At 69.8% G+C, this 23,624-nt stretch carries 21 protein-coding genes; 9 read left to right on the forward strand and 12 right to left on the reverse strand.

Going from position 1 to position 23,624, the window contains the following annotated elements; all coding sequences use genetic code 11:
* Positions 1-105 precede the first annotated feature (105 nt).
* The 4 genes from HHX41_RS05355 (at position 106) to HHX41_RS05370 (ending at position 4,990) form a co-directional block, all read left to right on the forward strand.
* Positions 106-894 carry a hypothetical protein gene (locus tag HHX41_RS05355; protein ID WP_182905024.1) on the forward strand — a complete coding sequence of 263 codons (789 nt, stop codon included), beginning with the start codon at positions 106-108 and terminating at the stop codon, positions 892-894.
* Positions 895-1,830: 936 nt separating this feature from the next.
* Complete coding sequence (locus tag HHX41_RS05360; protein WP_169983943.1) at positions 1,831-3,108, forward strand: ABC transporter substrate-binding protein; 1,278 nt, start codon at positions 1,831-1,833, stop codon at positions 3,106-3,108.
* 72 nt (positions 3,109-3,180) lie between these two features.
* A complete protein-coding gene (locus HHX41_RS05365) occupies positions 3,181-4,137 on the forward strand; it encodes a carbohydrate ABC transporter permease (RefSeq protein ID WP_182905025.1) in 957 nt (318 codons plus the stop codon).
* Between the two features lie 10 nt (positions 4,138-4,147).
* Positions 4,148-4,990, forward strand: coding sequence for a carbohydrate ABC transporter permease (locus HHX41_RS05370; RefSeq protein WP_182905026.1), 843 nt, complete (start codon positions 4,148-4,150; stop codon positions 4,988-4,990).
* Positions 4,991-5,070: 80 nt separating this feature from the next.
* Here the strand turns inward: HHX41_RS05370 and HHX41_RS05375 are convergent, their stop codons facing one another.
* From HHX41_RS05375 to HHX41_RS05395, 5 genes are all read right to left on the reverse strand, one after another.
* Positions 5,071-5,502, reverse strand: coding sequence for a hypothetical protein (locus HHX41_RS05375; RefSeq protein WP_182905027.1), 432 nt, complete (start codon positions 5,500-5,502; stop codon positions 5,071-5,073).
* A gap of 157 nt (positions 5,503-5,659) precedes the next feature.
* Positions 5,660-7,267 carry an ABC-F family ATP-binding cassette domain-containing protein gene (locus tag HHX41_RS05380; RefSeq protein ID WP_182905028.1) on the reverse strand — a complete coding sequence of 536 codons (1,608 nt, stop codon included), beginning with the start codon at positions 7,265-7,267 and terminating at the stop codon, positions 5,660-5,662.
* A gap of 555 nt (positions 7,268-7,822) precedes the next feature.
* A complete protein-coding gene (locus HHX41_RS05385; RefSeq protein WP_182905029.1) occupies positions 7,823-8,212 on the reverse strand; it encodes a DUF1330 domain-containing protein in 390 nt (129 codons plus the stop codon).
* 227 nt (positions 8,213-8,439) lie between these two features.
* Positions 8,440-8,904 (reverse strand): GNAT family N-acetyltransferase, encoded by a 465-nt coding sequence (locus tag HHX41_RS05390; RefSeq protein WP_182905030.1) that lies wholly within the window; start codon positions 8,902-8,904, stop codon positions 8,440-8,442.
* Between the two features lie 89 nt (positions 8,905-8,993).
* Positions 8,994-9,551, reverse strand: a complete 558-nt coding sequence (locus HHX41_RS05395) for a DinB family protein (protein WP_182905031.1) — start codon at positions 9,549-9,551, stop codon at positions 8,994-8,996.
* 94 nt (positions 9,552-9,645) lie between these two features.
* Here HHX41_RS05395 and HHX41_RS05400 point away from each other — a divergent pair, with 94 nt between their 5' ends.
* Positions 9,646-10,587, forward strand: coding sequence for a YafY family protein (locus tag HHX41_RS05400; RefSeq protein WP_182905032.1), 942 nt, complete (start codon positions 9,646-9,648; stop codon positions 10,585-10,587).
* Positions 10,588-10,606: 19 nt separating this feature from the next.
* On the opposite strand, the gene HHX41_RS05405 is transcribed toward HHX41_RS05400, so the two are convergent.
* Both HHX41_RS05405 and HHX41_RS05410 read right to left on the reverse strand, forming a co-directional pair.
* Positions 10,607-11,779, reverse strand: a complete 1,173-nt coding sequence (locus tag HHX41_RS05405) for a hypothetical protein (RefSeq protein WP_182905033.1) — start codon at positions 11,777-11,779, stop codon at positions 10,607-10,609.
* A gap of 40 nt (positions 11,780-11,819) precedes the next feature.
* The gene (locus tag HHX41_RS05410; protein WP_182905034.1) at positions 11,820-14,090 is read right to left on the reverse strand and encodes an LLM class flavin-dependent oxidoreductase; all 2,271 of its coding nucleotides are present in this window, start codon (positions 14,088-14,090) and stop codon (positions 11,820-11,822) included.
* A gap of 91 nt (positions 14,091-14,181) precedes the next feature.
* Between HHX41_RS05410 and HHX41_RS05415 the strand changes: the two genes are divergently transcribed.
* On the forward strand, positions 14,182-14,694 hold the full coding sequence (locus tag HHX41_RS05415) for a MarR family winged helix-turn-helix transcriptional regulator (RefSeq protein WP_169983954.1): 513 nt from the start codon (positions 14,182-14,184) through the stop codon (positions 14,692-14,694).
* Between the two features lie 160 nt (positions 14,695-14,854).
* Here HHX41_RS05415 and HHX41_RS05420 read toward each other — a convergent pair whose 3' ends face one another.
* Positions 14,855-15,301: an Lrp/AsnC family transcriptional regulator gene (locus HHX41_RS05420; RefSeq protein WP_182905035.1), complete on the reverse strand. Its 447-nt coding sequence runs from the start codon at positions 15,299-15,301 to the stop codon at positions 14,855-14,857.
* A gap of 93 nt (positions 15,302-15,394) precedes the next feature.
* Between HHX41_RS05420 and HHX41_RS05425 the strand changes: the two genes are divergently transcribed.
* Both HHX41_RS05425 and HHX41_RS05430 read left to right on the forward strand, forming a co-directional pair.
* Complete coding sequence (locus HHX41_RS05425) at positions 15,395-16,246, forward strand: LLM class flavin-dependent oxidoreductase (RefSeq protein ID WP_182905036.1); 852 nt, start codon at positions 15,395-15,397, stop codon at positions 16,244-16,246.
* Positions 16,243-16,668, forward strand: a complete 426-nt coding sequence (locus HHX41_RS05430; RefSeq protein ID WP_182905037.1) for a nucleoside deaminase — start codon at positions 16,243-16,245, stop codon at positions 16,666-16,668. The genes HHX41_RS05425 and HHX41_RS05430 overlap by 4 nt, the downstream gene beginning before the upstream one ends.
* 7 nt (positions 16,669-16,675) lie before the next feature.
* Here HHX41_RS05430 and HHX41_RS05435 read toward each other — a convergent pair whose 3' ends face one another.
* The 3 genes from HHX41_RS05435 to HHX41_RS05445 all read right to left on the reverse strand — a co-directional run bounded on the left by HHX41_RS05435 (position 16,676) and on the right by HHX41_RS05445 (position 18,454).
* A complete protein-coding gene (locus HHX41_RS05435; protein ID WP_169983958.1) occupies positions 16,676-17,224 on the reverse strand; it encodes a dihydrofolate reductase family protein in 549 nt (182 codons plus the stop codon).
* Between the two features lie 103 nt (positions 17,225-17,327).
* Positions 17,328-17,867: an NUDIX hydrolase gene (locus tag HHX41_RS05440; protein WP_310741786.1), complete on the reverse strand. Its 540-nt coding sequence runs from the start codon at positions 17,865-17,867 to the stop codon at positions 17,328-17,330.
* 38 nt (positions 17,868-17,905) lie between these two features.
* Entirely contained in the window at positions 17,906-18,454 is a 549-nt protein-coding gene (locus tag HHX41_RS05445; RefSeq protein ID WP_169983959.1) for a dihydrofolate reductase family protein, read from the reverse strand.
* 399 nt (positions 18,455-18,853) lie between these two features.
* Between HHX41_RS05445 and HHX41_RS05450 the strand changes: the two genes are divergently transcribed.
* Positions 18,854-23,074, forward strand: coding sequence for a BTAD domain-containing putative transcriptional regulator (locus HHX41_RS05450; protein WP_182905038.1), 4,221 nt, complete (start codon positions 18,854-18,856; stop codon positions 23,072-23,074).
* 45 nt (positions 23,075-23,119) lie between these two features.
* Here the strand turns inward: HHX41_RS05450 and HHX41_RS05455 are convergent, their stop codons facing one another.
* A complete protein-coding gene (locus HHX41_RS05455; protein WP_220503747.1) occupies positions 23,120-23,599 on the reverse strand; it encodes a hypothetical protein in 480 nt (159 codons plus the stop codon).
* Between the last annotated feature and the right edge of the window lie 25 nt (positions 23,600-23,624).

A 23,624-nucleotide genomic window follows, 5' to 3' on the forward strand; every position in this document is an offset into this window, starting at 1 on the left:
GCCGCCGTCGGGGTACGGGGCGTCCTTCCTCCGGGCCTCTTCTGTACCTGCGACTCTCCTGTGATCTTTTGTGCGCAGACTGGGCTCGTCGGACGGGGAGGGCCTGTGAAGCGTCTTGTCGCCAGCATGGCGATTGTTGTGTTGTCTGTTCTAGGGGTTGTGGCCCCCGCCCATGCGGTCACGGACCCGGTGGCCATACTCAAAAAACACCTCGTCCCCGATCATGGCGTACGGATCTCCATTGCCTGGAAGATGGATCAGGGCGGAGCGGCGATAAAATTCCGGCATGCCGGTGACCTGGGCTTCGATGCGTCTGGAGTGGTCACCTTCGATCTGGCCGGTCAGGCCAAAGTCGAAAACAAAGCGAAAGACATATTCGTCGGCACGAACGAGGGCCCCACCCGTTCCATCGCCATTGGCAATGAGACCTACAGCACCGGTGCCTACGACCACCTTCTGCCTGACGGTAAGGTCTGGGCGCGAATCGTCTCGCCCAAGGGCACTGTCGCTGCCCGACGCTACTCCCTCCTCAACATTCTCGACCCGGCCACGCTGAAGGCCGTGCTGGCTACGGCGAAGACCAAGGCGCCCGGCATGGAGCTTGATGGCGTGAAGACCACGCTCTATACCGGCGTGATCACGGTCAGGCAGGCGTCTCCCGGCACCAAGATGTCTGCCAGGGAGGGCGCGCAGCGGATCGGCTGGCGCTTGTGGATCGGCTCCGATGGTTTGATCAGGCGACAGATGACCACTACGACCAAGAGGATCCAGATTGGCAGGAGGGCCGCCAAGGAGCTTCTGAGCGAAGACATCCATTACAGCGCCTGGGGATCTGACGTGATCATCACCGCGCCACCGGCCGAGGAAGTTTGGGACGTCAAGTCCCCGTTCTGACGCCTTGGCCGAGACCCCGCAGTGAAACGCCGTTGAACAGCGAGGGCACGCTTTGCGCATCGCAGCGTGCCCGGCTACAACGGGGGGCCGGCGGCTCGGCTGTGGACGCGAAGAGCGGCGATCAGCCAGTGCTCAATGGGCACGAGCCCTCTCCACCGGCAGTGCCCGCCTTCACCTCTGTTCCGTCACTCACGAGAACGAGCCTGCACCTTCGAGCCGCTGGAGACTCAAGCCGGAGGTCGTCTTGAGCGAGGGCCATCACCGGTCCTCGCCGGACTCGCCTCTGCCGTACGACGAATCGGCACAAGGTCGCCGATGTGATGGCCAATACGAGTCACGGCGTACCGTTCCCCTGCTACTGAGTAGCACCACCTGTTCGAAGGCTTCCCGTGCCTGCGCGACACGCTCCTGCCCGGTACGGGTACGTGATCGCGCGGTGGCCGGTCACCCACGGGGCTGAGGGCGATCGCCGAGCCGGTGCCTCATGCCTGATGAGGGTGGGCGCGATCCCCGATCCATGTGGGTGCCGGATCTCTCCTTCGGCTCCGGTGATCTGCCAGGCAGGCCGGTTCCGTCCTCTCGGTGGAGGGGCGCCGGGGCTTCCCGAAACTTAAAACCGGCGGGCCGATTGTTTCAGACAGATGGCCCTCAGAATATTGACGCTCAGGTCGACGGAGGCCTAATGTCCTGGAGCAATGATCGAGATGACATCCCGAAAGTTTCATCAGCAAGAGTGATGTCAGAAGGCTCTGCAGGTGAAACACCAGGTCGGCATGGCGGTGCTGGACCTGTCCGGCGCTCATGGTCCGGAGCCTGAAGTAGCACGGCACCGTCGCCGTCCTGCACACGTAGGAGGTGCCCGGCGAGCGCAGCGCGTTCTCTCGGTGCCGGGCCGCACATCACACCCCTGACCACAGCAAGCGAAAAGAGGTCGCCGTGAAGTTCCGCAAGGTCTCAGCGGTCGTGTTCGCCGCTACCGCGGCCCTCAGCATGGCAGCGTGCTCAGGCTCGTCGTCCGGGACTTCCTCCGGCGGGTCGGACGGCAAGTCGTTCGAGTTCTGGTCGTTCACCGGGATCAACGCGAAGGGGTCCGCGGAGGAGTACAAGAAGATAAAGCCGGACGTGCAGATCAAGCTGACCGAGGTGGGGAACGCACAGGAGACGGCGCAGGCGCTCACCACCGCGCTCGCCGGCGGCAAAGTGCCCGACCTGGTGCTGATCCAGGGCGACGACCTGCCCAAGTTCGTCCAGCAGCCGCAGAACTTCGTCGACCTGCGCACGATGGGCGCCGACAAGATCAAGGGCGACTACCTCGACTGGGTGATCAGCCAGTCCACGACCAAGGACGGCGCGATCATCGGTATCCCGACCGACGTCGGCGGCATGGCCATCGCCTACCGGACCGACCTGTTCAAGGAGGCCGGGCTGCCGACGGACCGCGAGGAGGTGAGCAAGCTCTGGCCCACCTGGGACGCCTTCATCGAGACCGGCAAGAAGTACACGGCGGCCACCGGCAAGGCGTTCATCGACAACGCCGGCGGGAGCATCTACTCGCAGGTTGTCAACCAGGGGCAGGAGAAGTACTACGACCCCGCGGGCAATCTGGTGTACGAACAGAGCCCCCAGGTCAAGACCGCCTTCGACCTGGCGCTCAAGGCCGTGGCCGCCGGGATCACCGCCAAGCAGAGCACGTTCACCGAAGGCTGGAGCGCCGCGATGAAGAGGGGGGACTTCGCCGCCATCGCCGCACCGGTCTGGTTGCTCGGCTCCATCCGCGACAACGCCCCCGACACCAAGGGCAATTGGGATATCGCCACGATCCCCGGCGGCTCGGGCAACTGGGGCGGCAGCTTCCTCGCCATCCCCAAGGGCGCCAAGAACCCGAAGGCCGCCTGGGACTACATCGCCGCCACGCAGTCGCCGCAGGGCCAGCTTGATCACTTCTCTCAGGCCAGGTCACTGCCCTCGACCCCGTCGGTCTACCAGGACCCGAAGCTCACCTCGGTCAAGGACCCGTTCTTCTCCGGCGCGCCCATCGGCACGATTTACACCAACTCGCTGCTCGGCCTCAAGCCGTTCCTCATCGGGCCGGACAGCACCACGATCGGCATTGAGTTCACGAACGCCATCGCCAACGTCGAGCAGGGCAAGGGTGACCCCGCGAAGGCGTGGGACGCGGCGGTGACCAACATCAAGACCGCGATCGGCGGCTAGGACCTTTCACGTGCGCCGCCGGCGCGTGCCGTCCCCACCGGCACGCGCCGGCGGCGGGGAAGTGAGCAGACCGTGACGACGAGCATCAGCCCCACCAAGGCGAGCCTGCCTCCGGCCCCGCCGGTGCAGGCGGCGCGGCGTCGTTTCACCGAGATCGTCGCCCCCTACGCCTACATCGCCCCGTTCTTCGTGCTCTTCGCGGTGTTCGGCCTCATCCCGCTGCTGTTCACCTTCTACGTGGCGCTGTTCGACTGGAACCCGATCGGCGAGCACGTGTTCGTCGGCCTGGACAACTTCAGCCGGCTGGTCGAGGACGTGCGGTTCTGGAACGCGGCGCGCAACACTGTGAGCATCTGGCTGCTGTCCACCGTGCCGCAGTTGCTGGTCGCGCTGGTGCTCGCGCACCTGCTCAACCACGTACGGCTGCGCCTCGCTCTGTTCTTCCGCATGACGATGCTCGTGCCGTACATCACCTCGGTGGCCGCCACGGCCATCGTGTTCGTCCAGATGTTCGACCGCGACTACGGGTTGCTGAACTGGCTGCTCGGCCTGGTGGGTTTCGAGCACATCGACTTCACCCAGTCGGTGATGGGCAGCCATGTGCTGATCGCCGTCATGGTGACCTGGCGGTGGTTCGGCTACACGACGCTGCTCTACCTGGCCTCACTGCAGGCGGTTCCCCGGGCGATCTACGAGGCGGCCGCCGTCGACGGGGCCGGAAATGCGCGGCAGTTCCTGCACATCTCCCTCCCCGCGTTGCGGCCGGTCATCGTGTTCACGATCGTGACCTCGACGATCGGCGGGCTGCAGATCTTCACCGAGGCCCTGCTCGTGAACCGCGGCGCGGCCAACACCTGTGGGCCGATCCGTCAGTGCCAGACGCTCACTCTCTTCCTGTTCGAGCAGGGGTTCATCCAGTTCAAGTTCGGTTACGCCGCGGCGGTCGGCGTGGCGCTGTTCGTGATGGTCGTCGCGCTCGCCGGCCTCAACTACTTCCTGTCCACCCGGATCCGCCCGGTCAAGGGCTGAGGGGGCGATCATGCGTACGACGAGGCCACGCTCCGGTGATCGTGTCCGATGGTGGGTCTACGCGCTGCTGGCGCTCGCCGCCTTCGCCTGCCTGTTCCCCCTGTACTGGATGTTCATCGTCGCCACCACCGACACCGCGACGGCGATCAAGTTGCCGCCCGAGATCGTGCCGGGCGGCAACTTCTTCCACCTCGCCGGCCTGGTGTTCTCGACCGTGCCGTTCGTCCGGTCGATCGTCAACAGCCTGGTCGTGGCCGGGTCGATCGGCGTGGGCCAGGCGGTGCTGTGCGCGCTGGCGGGCTTCGCGTTCGCCAAGATGCGCTTCCGCGGCCGCAACGCGCTGTTCCTGTTCGTCGTCCTGACGATGACCGTGCCGACCCAGCTCGCCATCGTCCCCCAGTACATGATCATCTCGTCGCTGGGCTGGGTGGACACGCTCCAGGCGCTGATCGTCCCCGGGTTGGCCAACGCCTTCGGCATCTTCTGGATGCGTCAGCACATATCGTCCGCGATCAGTGACGAGATCCTTCAGGCGGCCCGCATCGACGGAGCGTCGACCTGGCAGATCTTCTGGCGCGTCGCGTTCCCGCTGGTGCGTCCCGCCGCCTTCGTGCTCGGTCTGCTGGGCTTCGTCACCGCGTGGAACGACTTCCTGTGGCCGTTCGTGGTGCTGAAGTCGCCGGAGATGTACACCGTCCAGATCGCGATCAAGGCGTTGCAGAACAGCTTCAACATCGACCTCGGGCTCGCCATGTCCGGCTCCTTCCTCGCCACCCTCCCGCTGCTCGTCCTGTTCGTCTTCGTCGGGCGGCGCATGGTGGCCGGGATCATGAATGGCGCCTTCAAGGGCTGAGGCCGCCGTCGAGTGGGCCTTCGCGCTTTTCGGTGTCCGGCCGGCCACCTCGCCGAGCGAGGCGGCCGGCCTGTTCCGGGTCAGGCCGTGGTCTGCTTCTCGTTCCAGGTGTAGTAGAGGTAGGTGCTGCCGGGCCCGGTCAGCGTGCCGTAGACCTGCCAGAAGCTGTTGGGGCCGAGCGAGTAGCGGAAGACCTTGTCTCCGGGCCGGTCGTCCACGAACACGGACTGTGTCCCGTTGTTCCAGATCCGTACCTCGATGGTGAATGTCTCGGTGTCCGGGATGTCGAGGCAGACCTCGTACGTGTACTCCAACGGGCCGCCGATGTTGTAGCTGTGACCGTCCACCGCCGGCCGCTGGACGTTGGTGGGGACGTAGCTGTTCACGACCCGGGTGTACTCGCCCGTGGAGCAGTCGACCGCAGGGGCGGCTGCGGACGCGGGACTGACGCCGGTGAGCGTGGCGCCGAGGACGCCGGCGGCGACTGCGAGAACGGAGATGGTGCGGTTCATGCCTCTCCTCATCCGTGCAGTGACCCCCCAACCAAGTAGTTGAAGGCTGAACTGATTCTGGCGCGATCAACGCATTTGGACAAGTGTGGGCAAAAATCGAAACACGTACGAGTAAAGTCCCCGGGCTGCCTCGTGCGCAGTCGGCGGTCCAGCGCTGTCAGACGCCCAGGTCCCGGCGCTGGTGCATCCGTCCGTTTCCGTCGAGCTCGATGATGGTGTCGACGCCGATCCGCTCAAGGAACGCGAAGTCATGACTGACGATGAGGAGCGCGCCGCGGTACGCGTCGAGGGCTTCGGCGAGTTGCTCGACGCTGGCGATGTCGAGGTTGTTCGTCGGCTCGTCCAGGATCAGCAGTTGGGCAGGCGGCTCGGCCAGGAGGAGCCGGGCGAGCGAGGCCCGGAAGCGCTCCCCGCCGGAGAGCGTGCGGACGGGGCGGTCCACGCTGTCACCACGGAGCAACAGCCGGGCGAGCTGGTTGCGGATCGTGCCCGCCGGCGTGCCCGGGGCGACGGCCCGCACGTTCTCCATCGCGCTGGCGTCTTCATCGAGCCCGTCCAGGCGTTGCGGAAGGAAACCGACGAGTTCGGTCACAAGGCGGCCGTGCGGTCGCCCGGGCGTCGGCTCGGCATGTCGCACGAGCTGCTCGATCAGAGTGGACTTCCCGGCACCGTTCGCGCCGACGAGCGCTACCCGTTCCGGGCCCTGGATCACGATGGTCCGGCCCTCGTCCTCCAGCTCCGCCAGTCGCCGCCCGCGCGGGACGTCCGGATCGGGCAGCACCAGATGGATGTGCTCCTCATCGCGGACGCGTGCGTCCGCGGCGTCGACTGCGGCCTGCGCGGCCTGGACCTTGTCGTCGAGTGTCGAACGGAGTGATCCCGCGGACGCCTGGGCCTTACTGGCGCGGTTGCCGGCGAGGATCTTCGGGATGCCGCCGTCCTTCTGGGTCTTCTTCCCTGTCCGCTCGCGGCGCGCCAGCTTCGTCTCTGCCTCGATGCGTTGCCGCTTCTCGACCTTGAGCGCCTGCTGAGCCGAACGAGCGGCCTGCACGGCGGCTGCCTGCTCCTGCTCCTGGTGCTCCTTCCATGCGCTGTACGGGCCGCCGAATGTGGCCAGGGTGCCGCTGTACAGCTCCGTGGTGTTGTCCATGTGCTCCAGTAGATCGAGGTCGTGGCTCACGACGACGAGCGTCCCGGGCCACTGGTCGACGAACTCGGCCAGCTTGGCGCGCGTGGCGCGGTCGAGGTTGTTCGTGGGTTCGTCGAGCAGGGTGATCGGGGTGCGGCGGACGCGCAGCCCGGTGATCGCGATGAGCATGCCTTCGCCGCCGGAGACCTCGGCGACGCGGCGGTCGAGGTCCGCGGCGGAGAATCCGATGTGGCGCAGGGCTTCGTCGGCACGGGACTCGATGTCCCAGTCGTCACCGATCACATCGAAGTGGCGTTGGTCGGCGTCGCCGGACTCGATCGCCTTGATCGCGGCGAGGGTCCCGTGGATGCCGAGTAGCTCGGCGACGGTGGTGTCCTGACGCAGTGTGAGCGTCTGCGGCAGGTAACCGACCTCGCCCACGACGTCGATCTGCCCGGCAGTCGGCTGCAGGTCACCGGCGATGAGCCGGAGCAGGGTGGACTTGCCTGCGCCATTGCGGCCGATCAGTCCGGTCCGGCCGGTGCCGAAAGTGCCGTTGACCCCGGCGAGCGCGATGATGCCGTCGGGCCACTCGAAGGTCAGATCACGGAGGGTGATGGCGGATTTCGTCGACATTGCGGTGTTTCTCTTTCCCTATCCCCGTCGACCGCGCGGTGTGGCATGGCGATGCCAACGTGAACGGGTCGCGGGAGCCGGCGGAACTGGCAGGACAACCGGCCACGGGGCCGTGGGCCGACGCGGGCGAGAGGGTTCGACCGGAACGGGCACGAATCACGCTCCTGCGGCAAGGGAGCCGCTACCCGGACGCCGGGCAGGAGGAGGTCGCGTACCTGGCAGGTCGTAGTCGCGCGTTCGCGGTCAGGCACCTGGGACCGAGGCCGGTGCGATGCGAACGTGCCGGCGAGATCACGCGTCGGTGTCAATGCCCGGAAGGGCGGACTCACGCGCGTGCGTTGCGAAACGATTGTTCACTGGTACGGACGATGCCCGCACAAGTGAAGCCACCGGCAGTTCGGTGGCTAGGCTCTGTCCACCTCGATCAGTCCCATGCCGGGCACCTTACCAGCCCTTGTATCTCGCCCGAGCGCGACTGGCAGGGCGGGCCGTCGTGCCCGCCCCGCGACGAGGGAGACCCCATTCAAAGCCCAGGCTAGGAGTGCCCTGCCCCACTCACGATGCCGCCTGGATGGCGGCCCGGACCTGCTGGGCGAGTCCGCGCACGGTGTAGTCCGCGGGAAGGCTGTCGATCAGCACGACATCGGAGATGGCGTTATTGGCACGCAGGGGCAGGATCTCCTGGTATTCCGCCGAGTTGTACCACCGGTCGGCGGCGGCTCGGTCGGGGAACTCCATGAGGACGACCAGGCCCGGCCATGCTCCTTCCACGACGCTGACCTCGCCGTTCGCGAGCCACTTGCCGCCGTAGGGCTTCACGGTGGCCTCGACCTGTTCGAGGTAGGACAGACCCGCTTCGTCCGTGGGCGGCGTTGCTCGAAAGGCTCCACGCCTCGTACGTGATCGGGGGGACCCGCGGATTCCGTGGTGTACGGCCCCCCGCATAGATGGTGCTCATAATTTACTTCTCGCGCGGCACGTCGGCCTCGGACGCCCGGAATCCAGCCTCCGGCACGTTCCCGGTGATGAATCGAAGCGACGAGGGATCGAAGATGAGTCGAGTATCGCAGGCTGAGGCACGGGCCAACCGGAAACGTGTGGTGGAATCCGCATCGCGACTCTTCCGCGAACAGCGACTCGGCTGACCGAATGAACGACCACGGAGCCGTCGGTTAGATCAGGTCCAGCACTCCGACTCTCTGGCCACCGCTTTCCTCGCCGGTGAGCTGGAACCCGAGCTTCCGGTAGAAGCCTTCGGGCCCGTCTTCCGCCGGCTCCCACGTGACGTACATCCGCGTGGCGCCGCGACGCCCGACTTCGGCGGCCACGGCCCTGACGGCGAATCGGCCGACGCCCTGTCCCTGGGCCTCGGGTGTCACGTTGAGGCGCCACAGGCCTGACCGGAAGTCGATCCCCTTGCCGTCCCAATCGATGTCGATGAAGGCCATGAGGAATCCGACCGGACGGTCACCGTCGAGGATGAGGCGGGGCCAGGCCACCTGCGGCTGCACGTAGGCCTCGGCCAGGGACTTCACCACCGGCGAGACGAAGCGCTCCTGGTCGGGGCGGACTTTGACAGCCATGGCCGTCTCGACGTTGGCAGGAGTGATCGGCACCAGCCGTAGCGACTCGTTCATGAAAGAGACCATAAGCGCCGTGATCGCCATGGCGGGGATGCTTGCGGGCAGGCCCTCGGAGAAGGGCCTGCCCGTCCTCGGATCACGTGTCAGCCCATGCTCTTGGCGCCGTCCAGGGACTCGCGGATGATGTCGGCGTGGCCGGCGTGCTGGGCGGTCTCGGAGACGATCTGCATCAGCACCCGGCGGGCCGACCATCGCGCGCCGGCCTCGAACCAGGGGGCCTTCGGCAGCGGCTGGGCCGCGTCCAGGTCGGGCAGGGTGGCCACCAGCTCGTCCGTACGGCGGGCCACCTCGGCGTAGGCGGCCAGCAGACCGGCGAGTGTCTCACCGCGCTGCATCCGGAACTGGTCGGCCCACGTGGCCCAGTCGGCCTCGGTCATGGTCGTGGCGTCGCCCATCGCCGCAGGGCCGTGCAGGATGAAGTCCGCCCACCTCCGCTCGACCAGGGTGACGTGCTTGATCAGACCGCCCAGGCAGAGCTCGCTTGCCGTGGTCCGCTGCCCGGCCTGCTCATCGGTGAGGTCGCGGGTGGTGAGGCGCAAGAAGTGCCGGCTCTTGGCCAGTGCCGCCAGCAGGTCCGCGCGCTCACCGCTGATGGCCGGCGCGTCGGTGAGATCGGGAGTGCTCAGCTCGTTGACGGTCACAGTCGTCTGCCTTCCGTTGTTCCGCTCGGTCGAGGACCACGCTAGGAGGCATAACGGTCACTTTCTGACCTGAATCGGCGAGAGAATCGCGACCATGGCGAACACCAGCACGCGGACGCTGCGGCTGCTCTCCCTGCTCCAGACCCACCGCTACTGGCAGGGCAGTGAACTGGCCGAACGGCTGGGAGTCTCCGTACGCACCCTGCGCCGGGACATCGACCGGCTGCGTGAGCTGGGCTATCCGGTCGAGGCGCAGCGCGGTGTCGACGGCGGTTACCAGCTCGCCGCGGGCGCCGCGCTGCCGCCGCTGGTGATCGACGACGAGGAGGCGGTCGCGCTGGCCGTGGGACTGCAGACCGCCGTCCAGGGGGCGGTGGAGGGCATCGCCGAGTCCTCGGTGCGGGTGCTGGCCAAGGTGGTGCAGGTGATGCCCACCCGGCTGCGGCACCGGGTCGAGGCGCTGCGCACGATGACCGTACCCGCCGGGTGGGACGGCCAGGCCCTGACGAGCGTCGATCCGGACGTGCTCACCACGGTCGCGCTGGCGTGCCGGGACCATGAACGGCTTCGCTTCACCTACACCCCCGCGGACGGCCGGCGGACGGACCGGCACGTCGAGCCGCACCGGCTGGTCCGGCTCGGCCGCCGCTGGTACCTGGTCGCGTACGACCTGACCCGGCACGACTGGCGCAGTTTCCGGGTCGACCGGCTGGCCGAGCCCGAGGGCAGCGGCTCCCGGTTCCATCCCCGGGACCTGCCCGCCGCCGACGCCGCCGAGTTCGTCCGCGCCGCCATGGACAACCTGCCCCGTCCGTACCGGGTGGAGGCCCTCGTCGACGCTCCGGCGGTCGCCGTCGGCCACTGGTGCACGGTCGAGGAGGTCGACGCCGAACGCTGCCGGATCCGGATGATCACCCACTCTCTGCACTGGCCGGCCATGGCACTGGGGATGGCCGGCGCGGACTTCCGCGTCCTCACGCCGCCCGAACTGGTCGACGAGATCCGCGAGTGGGGGGCCCGGTTCCAGCGGGCCTGACACCCCGCCGGGAGGCGCTCTACCAGTCGCGTACGGCGTCCACGCCGGCCGCGAGCATGTCCGCCGCCGATTCGAGCCGTACGCCGAGAGCCTCTTCGGCGTCGCTCACCATGACGTCGAGGGCGGCGAAGAGCTCCTCGCGTTCCTCGGTCTCGATGAACCCCGTCCGGCGATCGAGCAGGTTGAAGGCCTCACCGTATTCGCGGCCGATCTCGTGCAGCCGGGCCGGCCGGTCCTCCTGAGAGCCGTCGGAAAGCGCTGCGATCAGTGCCGCCCGCGTCTTCCTGTACTGCGCCACGGCCCTTCTGAAGCAGGTTCTGCTGATCTGCTCGCGACCGTCCCAGTCGCGCAACGGGTTGCCGCGGTTCTCCGCGACCCATTCGGGTTTGCGGGCAGCGGTGATGTCGACGTAGGTGCCGTACGCGACCTGGGGGCGCCATCTCGACCGCATCGCCACGGCGTACTCGTGCGGGATGCTGCGCAGGTACAAGAACTCCAGCGTGGGAACGCGTTCGGGCAGCAGAGCATCGGCCGCGCTCATGCCGAAGAGATCGCTGATCCACAGCTGTCGAAGCGACGCCAGCCGGTTGAGACCCGACGCGTGGACGAGCAGGCCGAGGTCGCCGGACAGGCAGAGCGTCCTCAGCTCGGGAAAGCGCTCGGCGAGCCGCTCACAGTCGAGCGACTCGACCTCGGTGACACGCAGATGACGAATGTCCCGGCGCGGTTCGCCGGGGTCGCTCGTCATCCGGTCGAGACCGGCGCCTGTGGTGCTCATCTCGCGCGGATCCGACCAGGGGGCACGCTCACCTCTGTCCCAGCGCCTCTGCCGAGCGAGCTGGTCGCCGAGCCGCCAACCTATGGAGTAGCTCTGTGAGGGTGTGGTGCACAACAGCGGCAGCGTGCCGATGACCTTGTAGCTGCGCGGAAGGACCCACTCGTAGTTGCAGTGAGATGGGCCTTTGATCGCGTTCGCGTGCCTCAGCACCAGGGGTGACACCTCGCCGAGGTCCGACACCGAGGCGGGCTCCGGGCCCGACCAGTCCAGCTCGAGCACTCCCGCCGTCTGCCAGTCCGGATTGAGGTCGGTGATCTGCGCGGCCGTCCACGCGCCGAGAGCCTCGGAGAACGTCACGACGACGTCCCCCGGTGCGATCGGCCGCGGGGGCGAGGTCGGTTTCCGGCCAGCCATGTCCGAAGGGTAGTCGGCAAATGGATCACTCGCACGATGCTCAGTCGTCGGCCGGTTGGATGGGGAAGTTGGCGCGGAACGCGTTGTCCGGGTCGTAGGCGCGTTTGACCTGCCGCAGCCGGGCGAGGTTGGCCTCGCCGAACGCGTCGACCAGCCGCTCGGGCCGGGTGTCGGTGTCGAAGGACAGGTAGAGGCCGTCGGTGTGCGGCGCGACCTCGGCGTCCCACGCGGCGTCCAGGGCCGGCTGCGCGGCGCCCATAGCGGTGAGCAGGAAGTTCTGGTGCCGGTGCGGATAGGCGGTCGCGTCGGGAGCCAGGTCGTGCGCGGCGCCACCGGTGGCGCGTATCTGCAGGAAGTAGGACACCCCGGAGCGTGCGATCCTCTCGAAGGCGCGGCTCACGTCACCGTCCAGGTGAGTGACCAGGCCGGAGCGTACGGCGGGGTCGCCGCCGCCGGTGTGGTGCCTGTCGGCCGGCTGCACCACGCCCGAATAGGGCAGCACGTATCCCTGGTGCCCCAGCAGCGGGCCGGCCTCGGCGAGCCGTTCGAGCTCGTGCACCGCGGTGGTGGTGTCCGCGCCGGCGTAGACGGTCATGAGCTGGGCGACCGCGTCCTGGCCGCGGCGCGGCGGGGACAGGATCAGGAAGCTCGTCAGCTCACGCGGCGCCTTCTCCACGGCCGCACCCCAGCGCTCCAGCAGCCCGGCCGTGTCGTGGGCGTCCAGGGTCATCTGGGAGAAGACGACGTCGCCGAGCTCCATCGCCTCGATCTCGGCCCAGGTCACCACTCCGAGGTTGCCCCCGGCGCCGCGCAGGCCCCAGAACAGGTCGGGGTTCTCCTCCCGCGAAGCGTGCAGCACCCGCCCGTCGGCGGTCACGACCTGCGCGGCGACGACGTGGTCGATCGTCAGGCCGAAGCTGCGCCCGAGCAGGCCGATCCCGCCCGTGGTCGCGAGGCCGCCCACGCCCACGCCGCCGTAGTCGCCCGAGCTGATCGCCCATCCGTGCGGGACCAGGGCCTCGGCGACCGCGCCCCAGGTCGCGCCCGCGCCCAGCCGCACCCGGCGGGTGGCCGGGTCGACGACCTCGACGGTGTCGAGCGCGCCGACGTCGAGCACGATGCCGCCGTCGTTCGTGGAGCGGCCGCTGATCCCGTGCCCGCCGGAGCGTACGCCGAGCGGCACGTCCTGGGACCGGGCGTACGCGAGCCCCTCGACGACCTGGTCGACGGTCCGGGGGCGCAGCACCAGGCCGGGGGACCCGGCGCGCAGGTAGTTGTGCCGCACGGACTCGTACGCGCGGTCGCCGGGCTCCACGGCGTCGGCCGCGAGGCTCGCCGGGACCTTGTCGTAGTCGATCCCGTCGCGGCGCATTGCGATCGCGGCCGTTCCGCGGCGGGCGGCCGCGGGGACGGTGCCCGTGGCGGCCCGCGCACGCGCCACCGCGTCGCGTACGGCGGGGGCGATCTCCTCGCCGTACACCTGGATGAGCCGCGGGTCGTCCGTGCTCAGGATGAACGTGCCGATTCCGTCCTCCAGCGCCAGGCCGGTCAGCTCCTCCACCCACTGCTCGACCGATCCCTGCAGGAAGCCCTGGCGGGTCTCGGCGACCGCGCCGCCGATGTTCAGCAGGCGCCGCACCTGCGCCGGGTCGCGCCCGGCCTCCGCCGCGGCCTCGTCGATGATCTCGTTGCCGCGCCGCAGGTCGCCGTCCTTGAGGTAGGCGAGCGAGGGGAGCCAGCCGTCGGCGTCCCGCGCCACCAGGCGCAGCATCCGCGGCTTGTAGGCGCCGACCCAGATGGGGATGTCGTGGGCGGGGGCCGGGCCGCGTTTGGCCCCGGCGACGCGGTGGTGCTCGCCGTCGACGCGCAGGATGCGGCGCTCGCGCACGTCCCAGACGCCGCGGATGATCTCGATCGCCTCCTCCAGCGCGGTCACCGATTCGGCGGGTGTCAGGCGGGTGCCGCCCATCGACTCGATCGCGTCCCAGAAGGCGCCCGCGCCGATGCCGAGCGCGAACCGGCCGCCGGAGAGCAGGTCGAGCGATGCCGCGGCCCGGGCCAGCACCGCCGGCGGGCGCAGCGGCAGGTTCAGCACGTTGCCCGAGACGGTGATCCGCTCGGTCTGCGCGGCAACCCAGGACAGCAAGGTCCAGGTGTCCAGGAACCCCGGCTGGTACGGATGGTCCTGGAACGTCACGAGATCCAGCCCGGCGGCCTCGGAGACCTGGGCGAGCCGGACCGGTCCCTGCGGGTCCTGGTTCTGGGGTGTGAGAAACGTGCCGAAGGCCAGATCGTGGCCGTAATCCTTCATTGCCGGGCCCTCTCCAAAGTAGTCTATTTTACAGACTATATGCGGCACAACTCATCGGAGAGTCAGCGTATTCCGGGTTAGGGTGGACGGTGTGAGCGCGCGCGAACAGACCGGCACCCCGACGCCGTCCACCCAGGGATCCGTGCTCGGGTGGTCCCTCACCGTGCTGCTGAGGGAGTGGAGCACACGCGTCGAGGACATCTCACGCGACCTGCCGCACGGGGTGCGCGGCTACCAGGTGCTTTCCGCGGTCGTCCACGAGGCGCCGCCGACGCAGGCCGCGCTCGCCGCCCGCCTCGGCATCGACCGCACCGTCATGACGTACCTGCTCGACAAGTTCGAGGGGTGCGGTCTCGTGGAGCGCCGCCAGGACCCGGCCGACCGCCGCGCGCGGCGCATCGTGCCGACCGAGCACGGCCGGGGTGTCCTCGCCGAACTCGACGCGCGCGTCGCGCGGGCCGAGGGCGAGTTGCTCGCCGGGCTCCCGCCCCAGGACCGGCGTGTCCTCCTGGCGCTGCTGGAGCACGCCGCCACCGGGGCGGCTCCCGGCGAGGACCGCTGCGCCGCCGTCGCGAGATCGGCCGCACTGACCCGGGAGTCCTGACCCGGGAGCCGTGACGCGTCCAGACCTACACCCTGGTCCGCCTGGCGACCGGCGAATGGAAGGTCGCCGCCTTCCAGAACACCAAGCACAAGGCCCTCATGGAGGCCATCTCCTTCAGGGCGCAGCCCGCCACCAGACCCGCCGCGTGACACGACGGGCGTCACGGGGCATGGGGCCCGCGGTACGGGAGGGTCTCGCTGTAGACGATGTTGGTCGTGGTGCTGCCGAACTGCGCCAGATCGTCCACCACCTTCTCCAGGTGGGCCATGGAGGTCGCGGCGACCTTGAGCGTGTAGCAGTCGTCGCCGGTGGTGCGCAGGCACTCCAGGATCTCCATGCGCTCGCCGAGCAACCGGTGCAGCGGCTCGTGCCGGCTGCCCGGATACTTGAGCCGCACCACGGCGAGCACGGCGTATCCGGCCTTCCCCAGGTCGACGACCGCGCGGTATCCGCTGATGACGCCGGCCGCCTCCATCCGCCGTACCCGCTCGGTCGTCGCGGAGGCGCTGAGCCTCACCCGCCGGGCCAGTTCGGTGAGCGGTACGCGGCCGTCGCGCTGCAACTCGGTCAGGATGGACCAGTCCGTCACGTCAAGACTCTCGGCCATCGGCCGAATATACCGTGAAATCCACGGCCAGATGCCCTCCATCCAGGGAGTTCTTTCTTCCACAGGCCCTGATCGCCTGAATAGGCTGGACCGGTGAAACTAGGCGTCAACGTCCCGAACTTCGGCCCGGGCACCCGGCCGGACGTGCTGCGCGGCTGGGCCGAGACGGCGGAGGGGCTCGGGTTCGACCTGCTCATGGTCTCCGACCACATCGTGGTGACTCCCGACGTGGCCGAGCAGTATCCCGCGCCGTTCTACGAGCCCTTCACCACGCTGTCCTGGCTCGCCGGAATCACCACCAGGATCAGGCTCGGCACCACCGTGCTGATCCTGCCCTACCGGCACCCGCTGCTGACCGCCCGGATGGCGGCCAACCTCCAGCAGCTCAGCGGGGGGCGGCTGGTCCTCGGCGTGGGGGTGGGCTGGGCGCGGCAGGAGTTCGAGGCGCTCGGCGTGCCGTACGAACGGCGGGGGGCGCTGACCGACGAGCACCTGCGGGCGATCCGCCTGGCCTGGCGGGACGAGGAGGACTACCGGGCCGGGCACATCCCGATCTGGATCGGCGGCGGCAGCGACGCCGCTCTACGCAGGGCGGTGCTCCTCGGCGACGCGTGGCACCCGCTGCGGTTCACCTTCCCGTGGCTGGACGAGCGGATGCACCGGCTGGCCGCCGTCGCGGAGAGCCTGGGGCGCCCCGCCCCCGTGTTCGCCCCGCGCATCCTGCTGCGGCTCACCGGCGCCCCGGTGACCGGTGAGGGGCGCCACGCCGGCGAGGGCACCCTCGACCAGGTCGTGGACGACCTGGAACGGCTGCGCCTCCTGGGCGCCGAGACCGTCCTGCTCGACCCCTTCCATGGGGACCCCGAGGAGACGAACCATCCCGAGACGGCGTGGCACATGCTCGAGGCGGTGGCCGCCGCGTACACAGGAGCGGAGCAGTCATGACACCCGACGACGAGAAGTTCCTCCGCAGGGCGATCGAGCTGGCCGCGCAGGCCCGGGCGGGCGGCAACCCGCCGTTCGGCTCGCTGCTGGTGGGCCCGGACGGCGACGTGCTCGCCGAGGAGCGCAACACGACGCTGACGGAGTCGGACATCACCGCCCACCCCGAGCTGAAGCTCGCACGCTGGGCCGCCCGCGAGCTCGATCCGGCCGCCGCGGCCGCGACCACCATGTACACGAGCTGCCAGCCGTGCGGCATGTGCGCGGGCGCCATCGAGCGCTCCGGGCTCGGCCGGGTCGTCTTCGCCCTCTCGGGCGAGCAACTCGCCACGCTGAAGCCGCCCGCCGGCCCTCCGTCCGTGCGGCAGGAGGGGCCGGCGCTCTTCGGCGAGGCGCGCCTACCCGTCGAGGGCTACTACGTCTGAGGCGAGGTCAGCCGGCGTCCGGGACGAAGCTGAGGTTGAGCACGCCGGTCTTGAACGTCTCGGACTTGACCAGCTTCAGCTTGTGCGTCGGGGTGTCCTCGAACAGACGCTGCCCGCGGCCGACGACGATCGGGTGGACGAGCAGGTTCAGCTCGTCGAGCAGCCCGTTGGCGAGGAGCCACCGCACGGTCGTCGCGCTGCCCGACATCTGGAGGTCGCCGCCCTCGATCCGCTCCTTGAGCTCGCGCACCCTGGCCGCGACGTCGCCGTTGACGACGGTGGTGTTGTTCCAGTCCGCCTTCTCCAGGGTGCTCGACAGCACGTACTTGGGGGCGCTGTTGAAGGCCGCGGCGATCTCCGGGTCCTGGTCCGTCGTCGTCCAGTACGCCGACCACTCCTCGTACAGCTTGCGGCCCATCAGCATCCCGGCCGAGTTCTGCATGCCCGCCTGGACCACGGCGCCCATCTCGTCGTTCCAGTACGGGAAGTGCCACTGGTCGGGCGATTCGACGACGCCGTCCAGGGAGATGAAGAAGTTCGCGACGATCCTGGCCATGTGCTCCGCTCCTTTTCCATACGACGGTGGCTGCGAACAGGAGATTAGGCGGGGTCGCTCGCCCGGGTCTTGTACAGAAACGACACGGCCGTGCCGTACGGCCTCACGAGCGGCGCAGCCGCCAGAGCATGTAGGCGGCGACGGACGACGAGTCGCTGACGACGCCGTCGAGGATCATCTGCTCGAACTCGGAGCGGTGCACCCATCGCTGGCGCATGTCCTGCTCGGTGTGCTCGCGGCGGGGCTCGCCCTTGGTGAGGCCGGTCGCCAAGTAGACGTGCAGCCCCTGGTCGGTCATCCCGTGGGCGTTGTCCATGCGCCCCAGATAGCGCAGCCGGTCGGCCAGGAGCCCGGTCTCCTCCACCAGTTCGCGCCGGGCCTCGTCCTCACGGGTGTCCGCCTCGGCCATGCCCTGGGGGAAGCTCCACGAGCGGCGGCCGATCGGGTACCGGTACTCCTCCACGATGTGGAAGCCGTCGTCCTCTTCCGGCACGATCAGGACGAAGTCGGGCCTGACCACGTACCCGTACAGGCCGGGGGAGCCGTCCGGGCGCTCGATCGCGTCCTCTCGTACGGTCATCCACGCGTTGCGGTAGACGACGCGAGAGGAAACCTGCCGGATCACGGGCTGCGCTTCGGTCACGTGGCCGGATACTACCGACGCCCGGACGGCCGCGGCGGTCACTTCTCCGTGGGCTGGTAGGCGAGGGACAGCACGCCCGTCGGGAAGGTCTCCGAGGAGGTGAGCTTCATCGGGATCTCCAGGCCCTCCTCGAACAGCCGCTGGCCCTTGCCGACCACGAGCGGGTGGACCAGCAGCCGGAGCTCGTCGAGCAGACCGTGCCGCATCAGCGAGCGGACGAGGTTCGTGCTGCCGCTGATGCCGATGGTCCCGCCCGGCTGCTGCTTGAGCTTGGTGATCTCCTCTGCCAGGTCGCCGTTGACGAGGGTGGAGTTCTGCCATTCGACCGTGTCCAGGGTCGTCGAGACGACGTACTTCCGGATGTTGTTGATGAAGCCGGCGAAGGGGTCGTCCGCGTCGGTCTTGCCCGGCCAGTAGGCCGCCCAGGCCTCGTACGTGACCCGGCCCATCATCATCGCGTCGGACTCCGTCATCAGTGCGCCCACGGCCGCGCCCATCTCCTCGCTGAAGTAGGGGAAGTGCCACTGGTCGGGCGACTCGACGACACCGTCGAGGGACATGAAGAAGCTGGCGACGATCTTGCGCATCTGGATCTCCTCTGTCTCGCGCTTGCGTGACTCCAGACTGGCAGCCGACTAGTTCAACTGTCAAGACAAATTTAATTTTCGGTGCCCTGTGATGCGGCGCCACATGATGCGGCGCCGGAAGAAGAGCGCCAGGAGGGATATGCCCCTGCCGATACCCCGCCTGGCGATGCGCCCGCGTCCCCCGGGGCGGGGGTGCGGGCCGACGAGCCGGATCCGGGCGAGGCCCGAGCGGCTCGAGCCGAGCATCGGACGGGCCGGTATACGGGCCGTATAGGTCCTGATGGGGAACGCGTGCGACGGTGTGGTCCGGGCGGGGTCACCGCCTTTACCGGCTCGTTGACAGAGCAGGCGGTGATCCTGGATTCTTCACTCCGGTGTCCGGACAGAGGCGGAATCTGAGTGGAATTTCATGTTCTGGGGCCGCTCAGCGTTACCCGCGATGGCCGTCCGGTCCCTGTAGACGGAGCGCCGAAACTCCGGCTCACCCTGGCCGCGCTGCTGTCCAGAGCGGGCCAGCCGGTGTCCGTCGACTGGTTGATCGCCGCCGTCTGGGGCGACCGGCCGCCGGCGTCCGCGCGGCGCAACGTCCACCTCTACATCCACCAGCTGCGGCGGGCGTACGGCGCGCACGTCCTGCCCGGACGGCCCGGCGGATACGCGATCGTCACCGACGTGCTCGACGCGACGCGGTTCCGTGGCCTCGCCGCCCAGGCGAGCGCGGCCCTGGAGCAGGGCGACCTCGAATCCGCCCGAGATCGGCTGCGCGCGGCGCTGAACCTGTGGCGGGGGGCGGCGTTCGCGGAGTTCGCCGACTGCCCGCTCGTCGCCGACGAGGCCCGGCGGCTGGAGGAGTCGCGACTCACGGCGTACGAGCGGCTGGCGGAGACCGAGCTCGCACTGGGGCGGCATGCCGAGGTGGCCGCCGAACTCGCCGACCTCATCGAGGAGCATCCCTACCGGGAGAGCCTGCACGGGCACCTCATGCTCGCGCTGTACCGGTCCGGGCGTCAGGCCGAGGCGCTGGAGGTCTTCCGCCGGGCCCGCGACCTCCTGAACGCCCAGCTCGGCATCGAGCCCGGCCCCGTGCTCCGGCGTCTGCACGAGGCGATGCTCCGCGGGGACGAGGACCTCCTCCCGGCACTCGCCCCGGCCGCGGAGCGGCCGAAGACGGGCGACTGCCCGTACCGGGGCCTGATGGCGTTCCAGCCGGAGGACGCGGAGTGGTTCTTCGGCCGTTCCCATCTGGTCGACCGGCTCCGCGAGCTGGTCGACCGGCTGCCCGTGGTCGGCGTGTTCGGCGCGTCGGGAAGCGGCAAGTCGTCGCTGCTGCGCGCCGGCCTGCTGGGGTCCGTGCCGAGCGGGGACGGGCAGGGGGCGCCCTCGCGGGGGTTGCTCATGACGCCGGGCGAACACCCGCTGGACGCGCTGGCCGACCTGGTGGCGAAGGCGACCGGCGGCGACCCGATGGCGCTGCGCGACGACCTGACCCGGGATCCGGCCGCCCTGGCCGTCGCACTGCGCGGGGTGCCGGAGACCCGCCTGCTGCTGGTGGTCGACCAGTTCGAGGAGACCTTCACGCTCTGCGCCGACGACGACGAGCGCCGCCGGTTCGTCGAGGCTCTCCTCGGCGTCGCACTCGACGCGGGCCGCGTCGTCCTCGTGCTCGGCGTGCGCGCCGACTTCCTCGCCCACCTGACCCAGCACCCCGCCCTGGTCGAGGCGCTCGGCGGCGAGGCCCAGATGCTCGTCGGGCCGGTGTCGTCGCCGGACCTCCGGGAGATCGTCGTACGGCCCGCCGCCCGGGCGGGGCTCACCGTGGCACCCGACCTGCTGGCCACGGTGCTGGCCGACGCCGCCGAGGAGCCGGGCAGCCTGCCGCTGGTCTCGCACGCGCTGCTGGAGACCTGGCGGAACGCCACAGGACCGAGGCTCACGCTGCCGGCCTACCTGGCCGCCGGCGGCGTACGCGGCGCCATCGCGCAGAGCGCGGAACGGGTCTACGGCGAGTTCGCCCCGGCGGAGCGGCAGGCGGCGCGCAGGATCTTCCTCCGGCTGACCGCGCTGGGAGACGGCACCGAGGACACCAGGCGTCCCATCTCCCGGACGGAGCTCGTCGGCGTGGCCGACCCCGGCGTCACCGCACGCGTGCTCGACCGGCTCGCCGCCGCGCGACTCGTCGTCCTCGCGGAGGAGACGGTCGACGTGGCACACGAGGCGCTGATCAGGGCCTGGCCGCGGCTCCATCACTGGCTCACCGACGACCGCGAGAACCTGTTCGTCCACCGGCGGCTCACCGACGCCGCCCAGTTGTGGCGGGAGCTGGACCGCGACCAGGGGGCCCTGTATCGGGGCGCCCAGCTTCTCGTCGCCCGGACCTGGGCGGAGGACCACCCGCAGGAGCTCAACGACACCGAAAGCGCCTTCCTGCGGGCCAGCCGCGCGCTGGAGGAGAGCGAGCGCACCGCGGCGCGGCGCCGCACCCGGCTGCTGCAACGCCTCCTGGCCGGGATGGCCGTGCTCTTCCTGCTCGCCCTGCTCGGCGGCGGCGTGGCCGTACGGCAGGGCGGCGAGGCCGCCCACCAGCAACTGGTCGCCCTGTCGCGGCAGCAGTCCCTGCAGGCCCGATCGCTCCTCGGCACCGACCCCGACCTCGCCGGCCTGCTGGCGATCGCGGCGTTCCGGCTCGACCCCGAGCCCGAGACACGGGGCGCACTGCTGAGCGTGTCGGCCGCCGCGCGCCGCCGCACCGAGCTCAACCAGGAAGGGCCGGCGGTCTTCGGGCTGGCGTTCAGCCCGGACGGGTCGCGCCTGGCCTCGGCCGGCACCGACGGAGCCGTCGGCCTCTGGGACGTGCGGGCCCGCGAGCGGGTCGCCACGTTCCCCGGTCCGCTGACCCGTACGGGACCGGGGGAGATCCACGCCAGGGCGGCGGCGTTCAGCCGCGACGGCAGCCTGCTCGCCTCCGTGGTCAGGGACGCCGCGCTCGGATCGAGCAGGGGCGTGGTCGTCGTCTGGGACGTGGCCTCCCGCCGGGCCGTGTTCCAGCGGCAACGGGACAGGCTCACCGACGCGATGGCGCTGAGCCCGGACGGCACGAGGATCGCGGTCGGGGCCGGCACGGGCGAGGTCGAGCTGTGGGACCTGCGCGACGGGAGCATGCGCACGCTCAAGGGACACCGGGAGGAGGTCGTGGCGCTCGCCTTCAGTCCCGACCAGGCGTTCCTGGTGTCGACCACGGGTGGCACCGAGAACCCCCTCGTGTGGGACGTCTCCTCCGGGGCGAAGGTCGCGGCGCTCGACGCCGTGAACGTCCACAGGCTGGGCTTCGATCCCGCGAACGGAACCCTCGCCACGGGATCGTCGCACTACGGTGTGCGGTTCTGGCGGATCGCGCGCGACCATGTCACTCGACTGCCGGGGCTGCCGAAGAGGTCGCCGTACACCTGGGACATGTCGGCTCCGGTCGCCGGCCGGATCGCCGTCGCCGACGAGGACGGCCTGATCACGATCTGGGACGTGGCGCGACGGCAGCCCGTCGAGACCTACCAGGACAGAAGCCGCACGGAGACGCTGTCCCTCGCCCTGAGCGCCGACGGCTCCATGCTCGCCTCGGGCGGGCTCGGCCGGACCATCGTGGTCCGCGAGCGCGCCGTTCCCCCGTTCAGCGGACACAGCCAGGCCGTGAACGACATCGAGATCAGCCCGGACGGCCGGCTCGTGGCGTCGGCGAGCAGCGACAGGACCGTCCGCCTGTGGGACGTGCGGGGAAACCCGGTCGCCACGATCGGCGACCACCCCGACCATGTGCGGGCCGTCGCCTTCAGCCCGGACGGGCGCCGGCTCGCGACCGTCACCCGCAGTCACACGCTCACCCTCTGGGACACCGGCAGCGGACGCAGGCTCGGCACGGCCGCGTACCAGGGGCTCGGCGCGTCCACCGACGTCGCCTTCGATCCGCGCGGGCGCTTTCTCGTCGCCACCGCGCTCGGCCGGTTCCGGTGGGACGTCAGCGATCCGGCGAAGCCGGTCGAGGCGCCGTTCCCAGGCGGATACCTCGTCTCGGCGCTGGCGTTCAGCCCCCACGAGCCGCTGCTCGCCACGACCGGCCCCGCCGGCGACCTCATCGTCTGGGATCTGGCCCGGGACCGGGAGGTACGCGCCCTCAGGGCCGGGCAGGGGTCGGTGCTCGACGTCGCCTTCAGCCCGGACGGCACGTCGATCGCCACGGCGGGCGCCGACCGCACCGTCAGGCTCTGGGACACGCGGACCGGGGCGGGCCGCGGCACGCTGATCGGTCACACGGCTCCGATCCAGGTCCTCGCCTTCAGCCGGGACGGCCGTTCGCTCGCGTCCGCGGGGGACGACCGCACGATCATCGTCTGGGACCTCGGGACGATGCGGCCCTCGGCCACGCTGACCGGTCACACGGCTCCGATCAGGGGACTGGCCTTCACCGCCGACGGGGACCTGATCTCCGGAGGCGAGGACGGCAGGATCATCCGCTGGGGGCTCCGGCCCGAAGCGCTCGTGGGCCGGCTCTGCGCGGAGATCGGCCGCGACCTCACCCGCGCGGAGTGGACCTCCCACTTCCCCACGCTGGACTACCGCCCGACGTGCTGAGGGACCACGTGTGCTGAGGGACCACGTGCCGGCAGGACCGCGCGGTCAGGCGAACGTGAGCGCCATGGTGTCGGTATGTCCCGACCAGCTCAAGGTCAGGCGCCAGCAGCCGGCCGTGGGCAGGCTGACCGACGAGGGCCCGGCGCCTCCCGTGATCTCACGGGTCACCGAGGTCGTCGTCCCGTCGAGGCGCGCCTCGATCGTCAGCGGCCGCATCGGCTGCTGCGGCAGCCGCGAGACCCACAGGATCTTGGTGCCGTCGCCGGGATCGGTGGACGCCTTCGGCGGATACTCGAACAGCACGGCGAGTATGTCGCCGCGCTCGCCGAACACGTGCGGGATTCCCGATCCGTCGTCGCTGAAGCCCCCGCGTGCCCAGGTCGGCAGCGCGTCCCGGCTGACGGCGGACGCGCACGCGCCGGACGGCCGCCCGGCGTCCCGGGCCTCGGGCGCCTGACCACCCGCCGAGCACCCGGCGGCCACGACGAGTGCGCTCAAGGCCCACAGGCCCCGTCTGATCACCACACCGACCTCCTCCGCGATGTCGTTC

The organism is Microbispora sp. H13382 (assembly GCF_014161445.1).
Lineage (GTDB): Bacteria > Actinomycetota > Actinomycetes > Streptosporangiales > Streptosporangiaceae > Microbispora.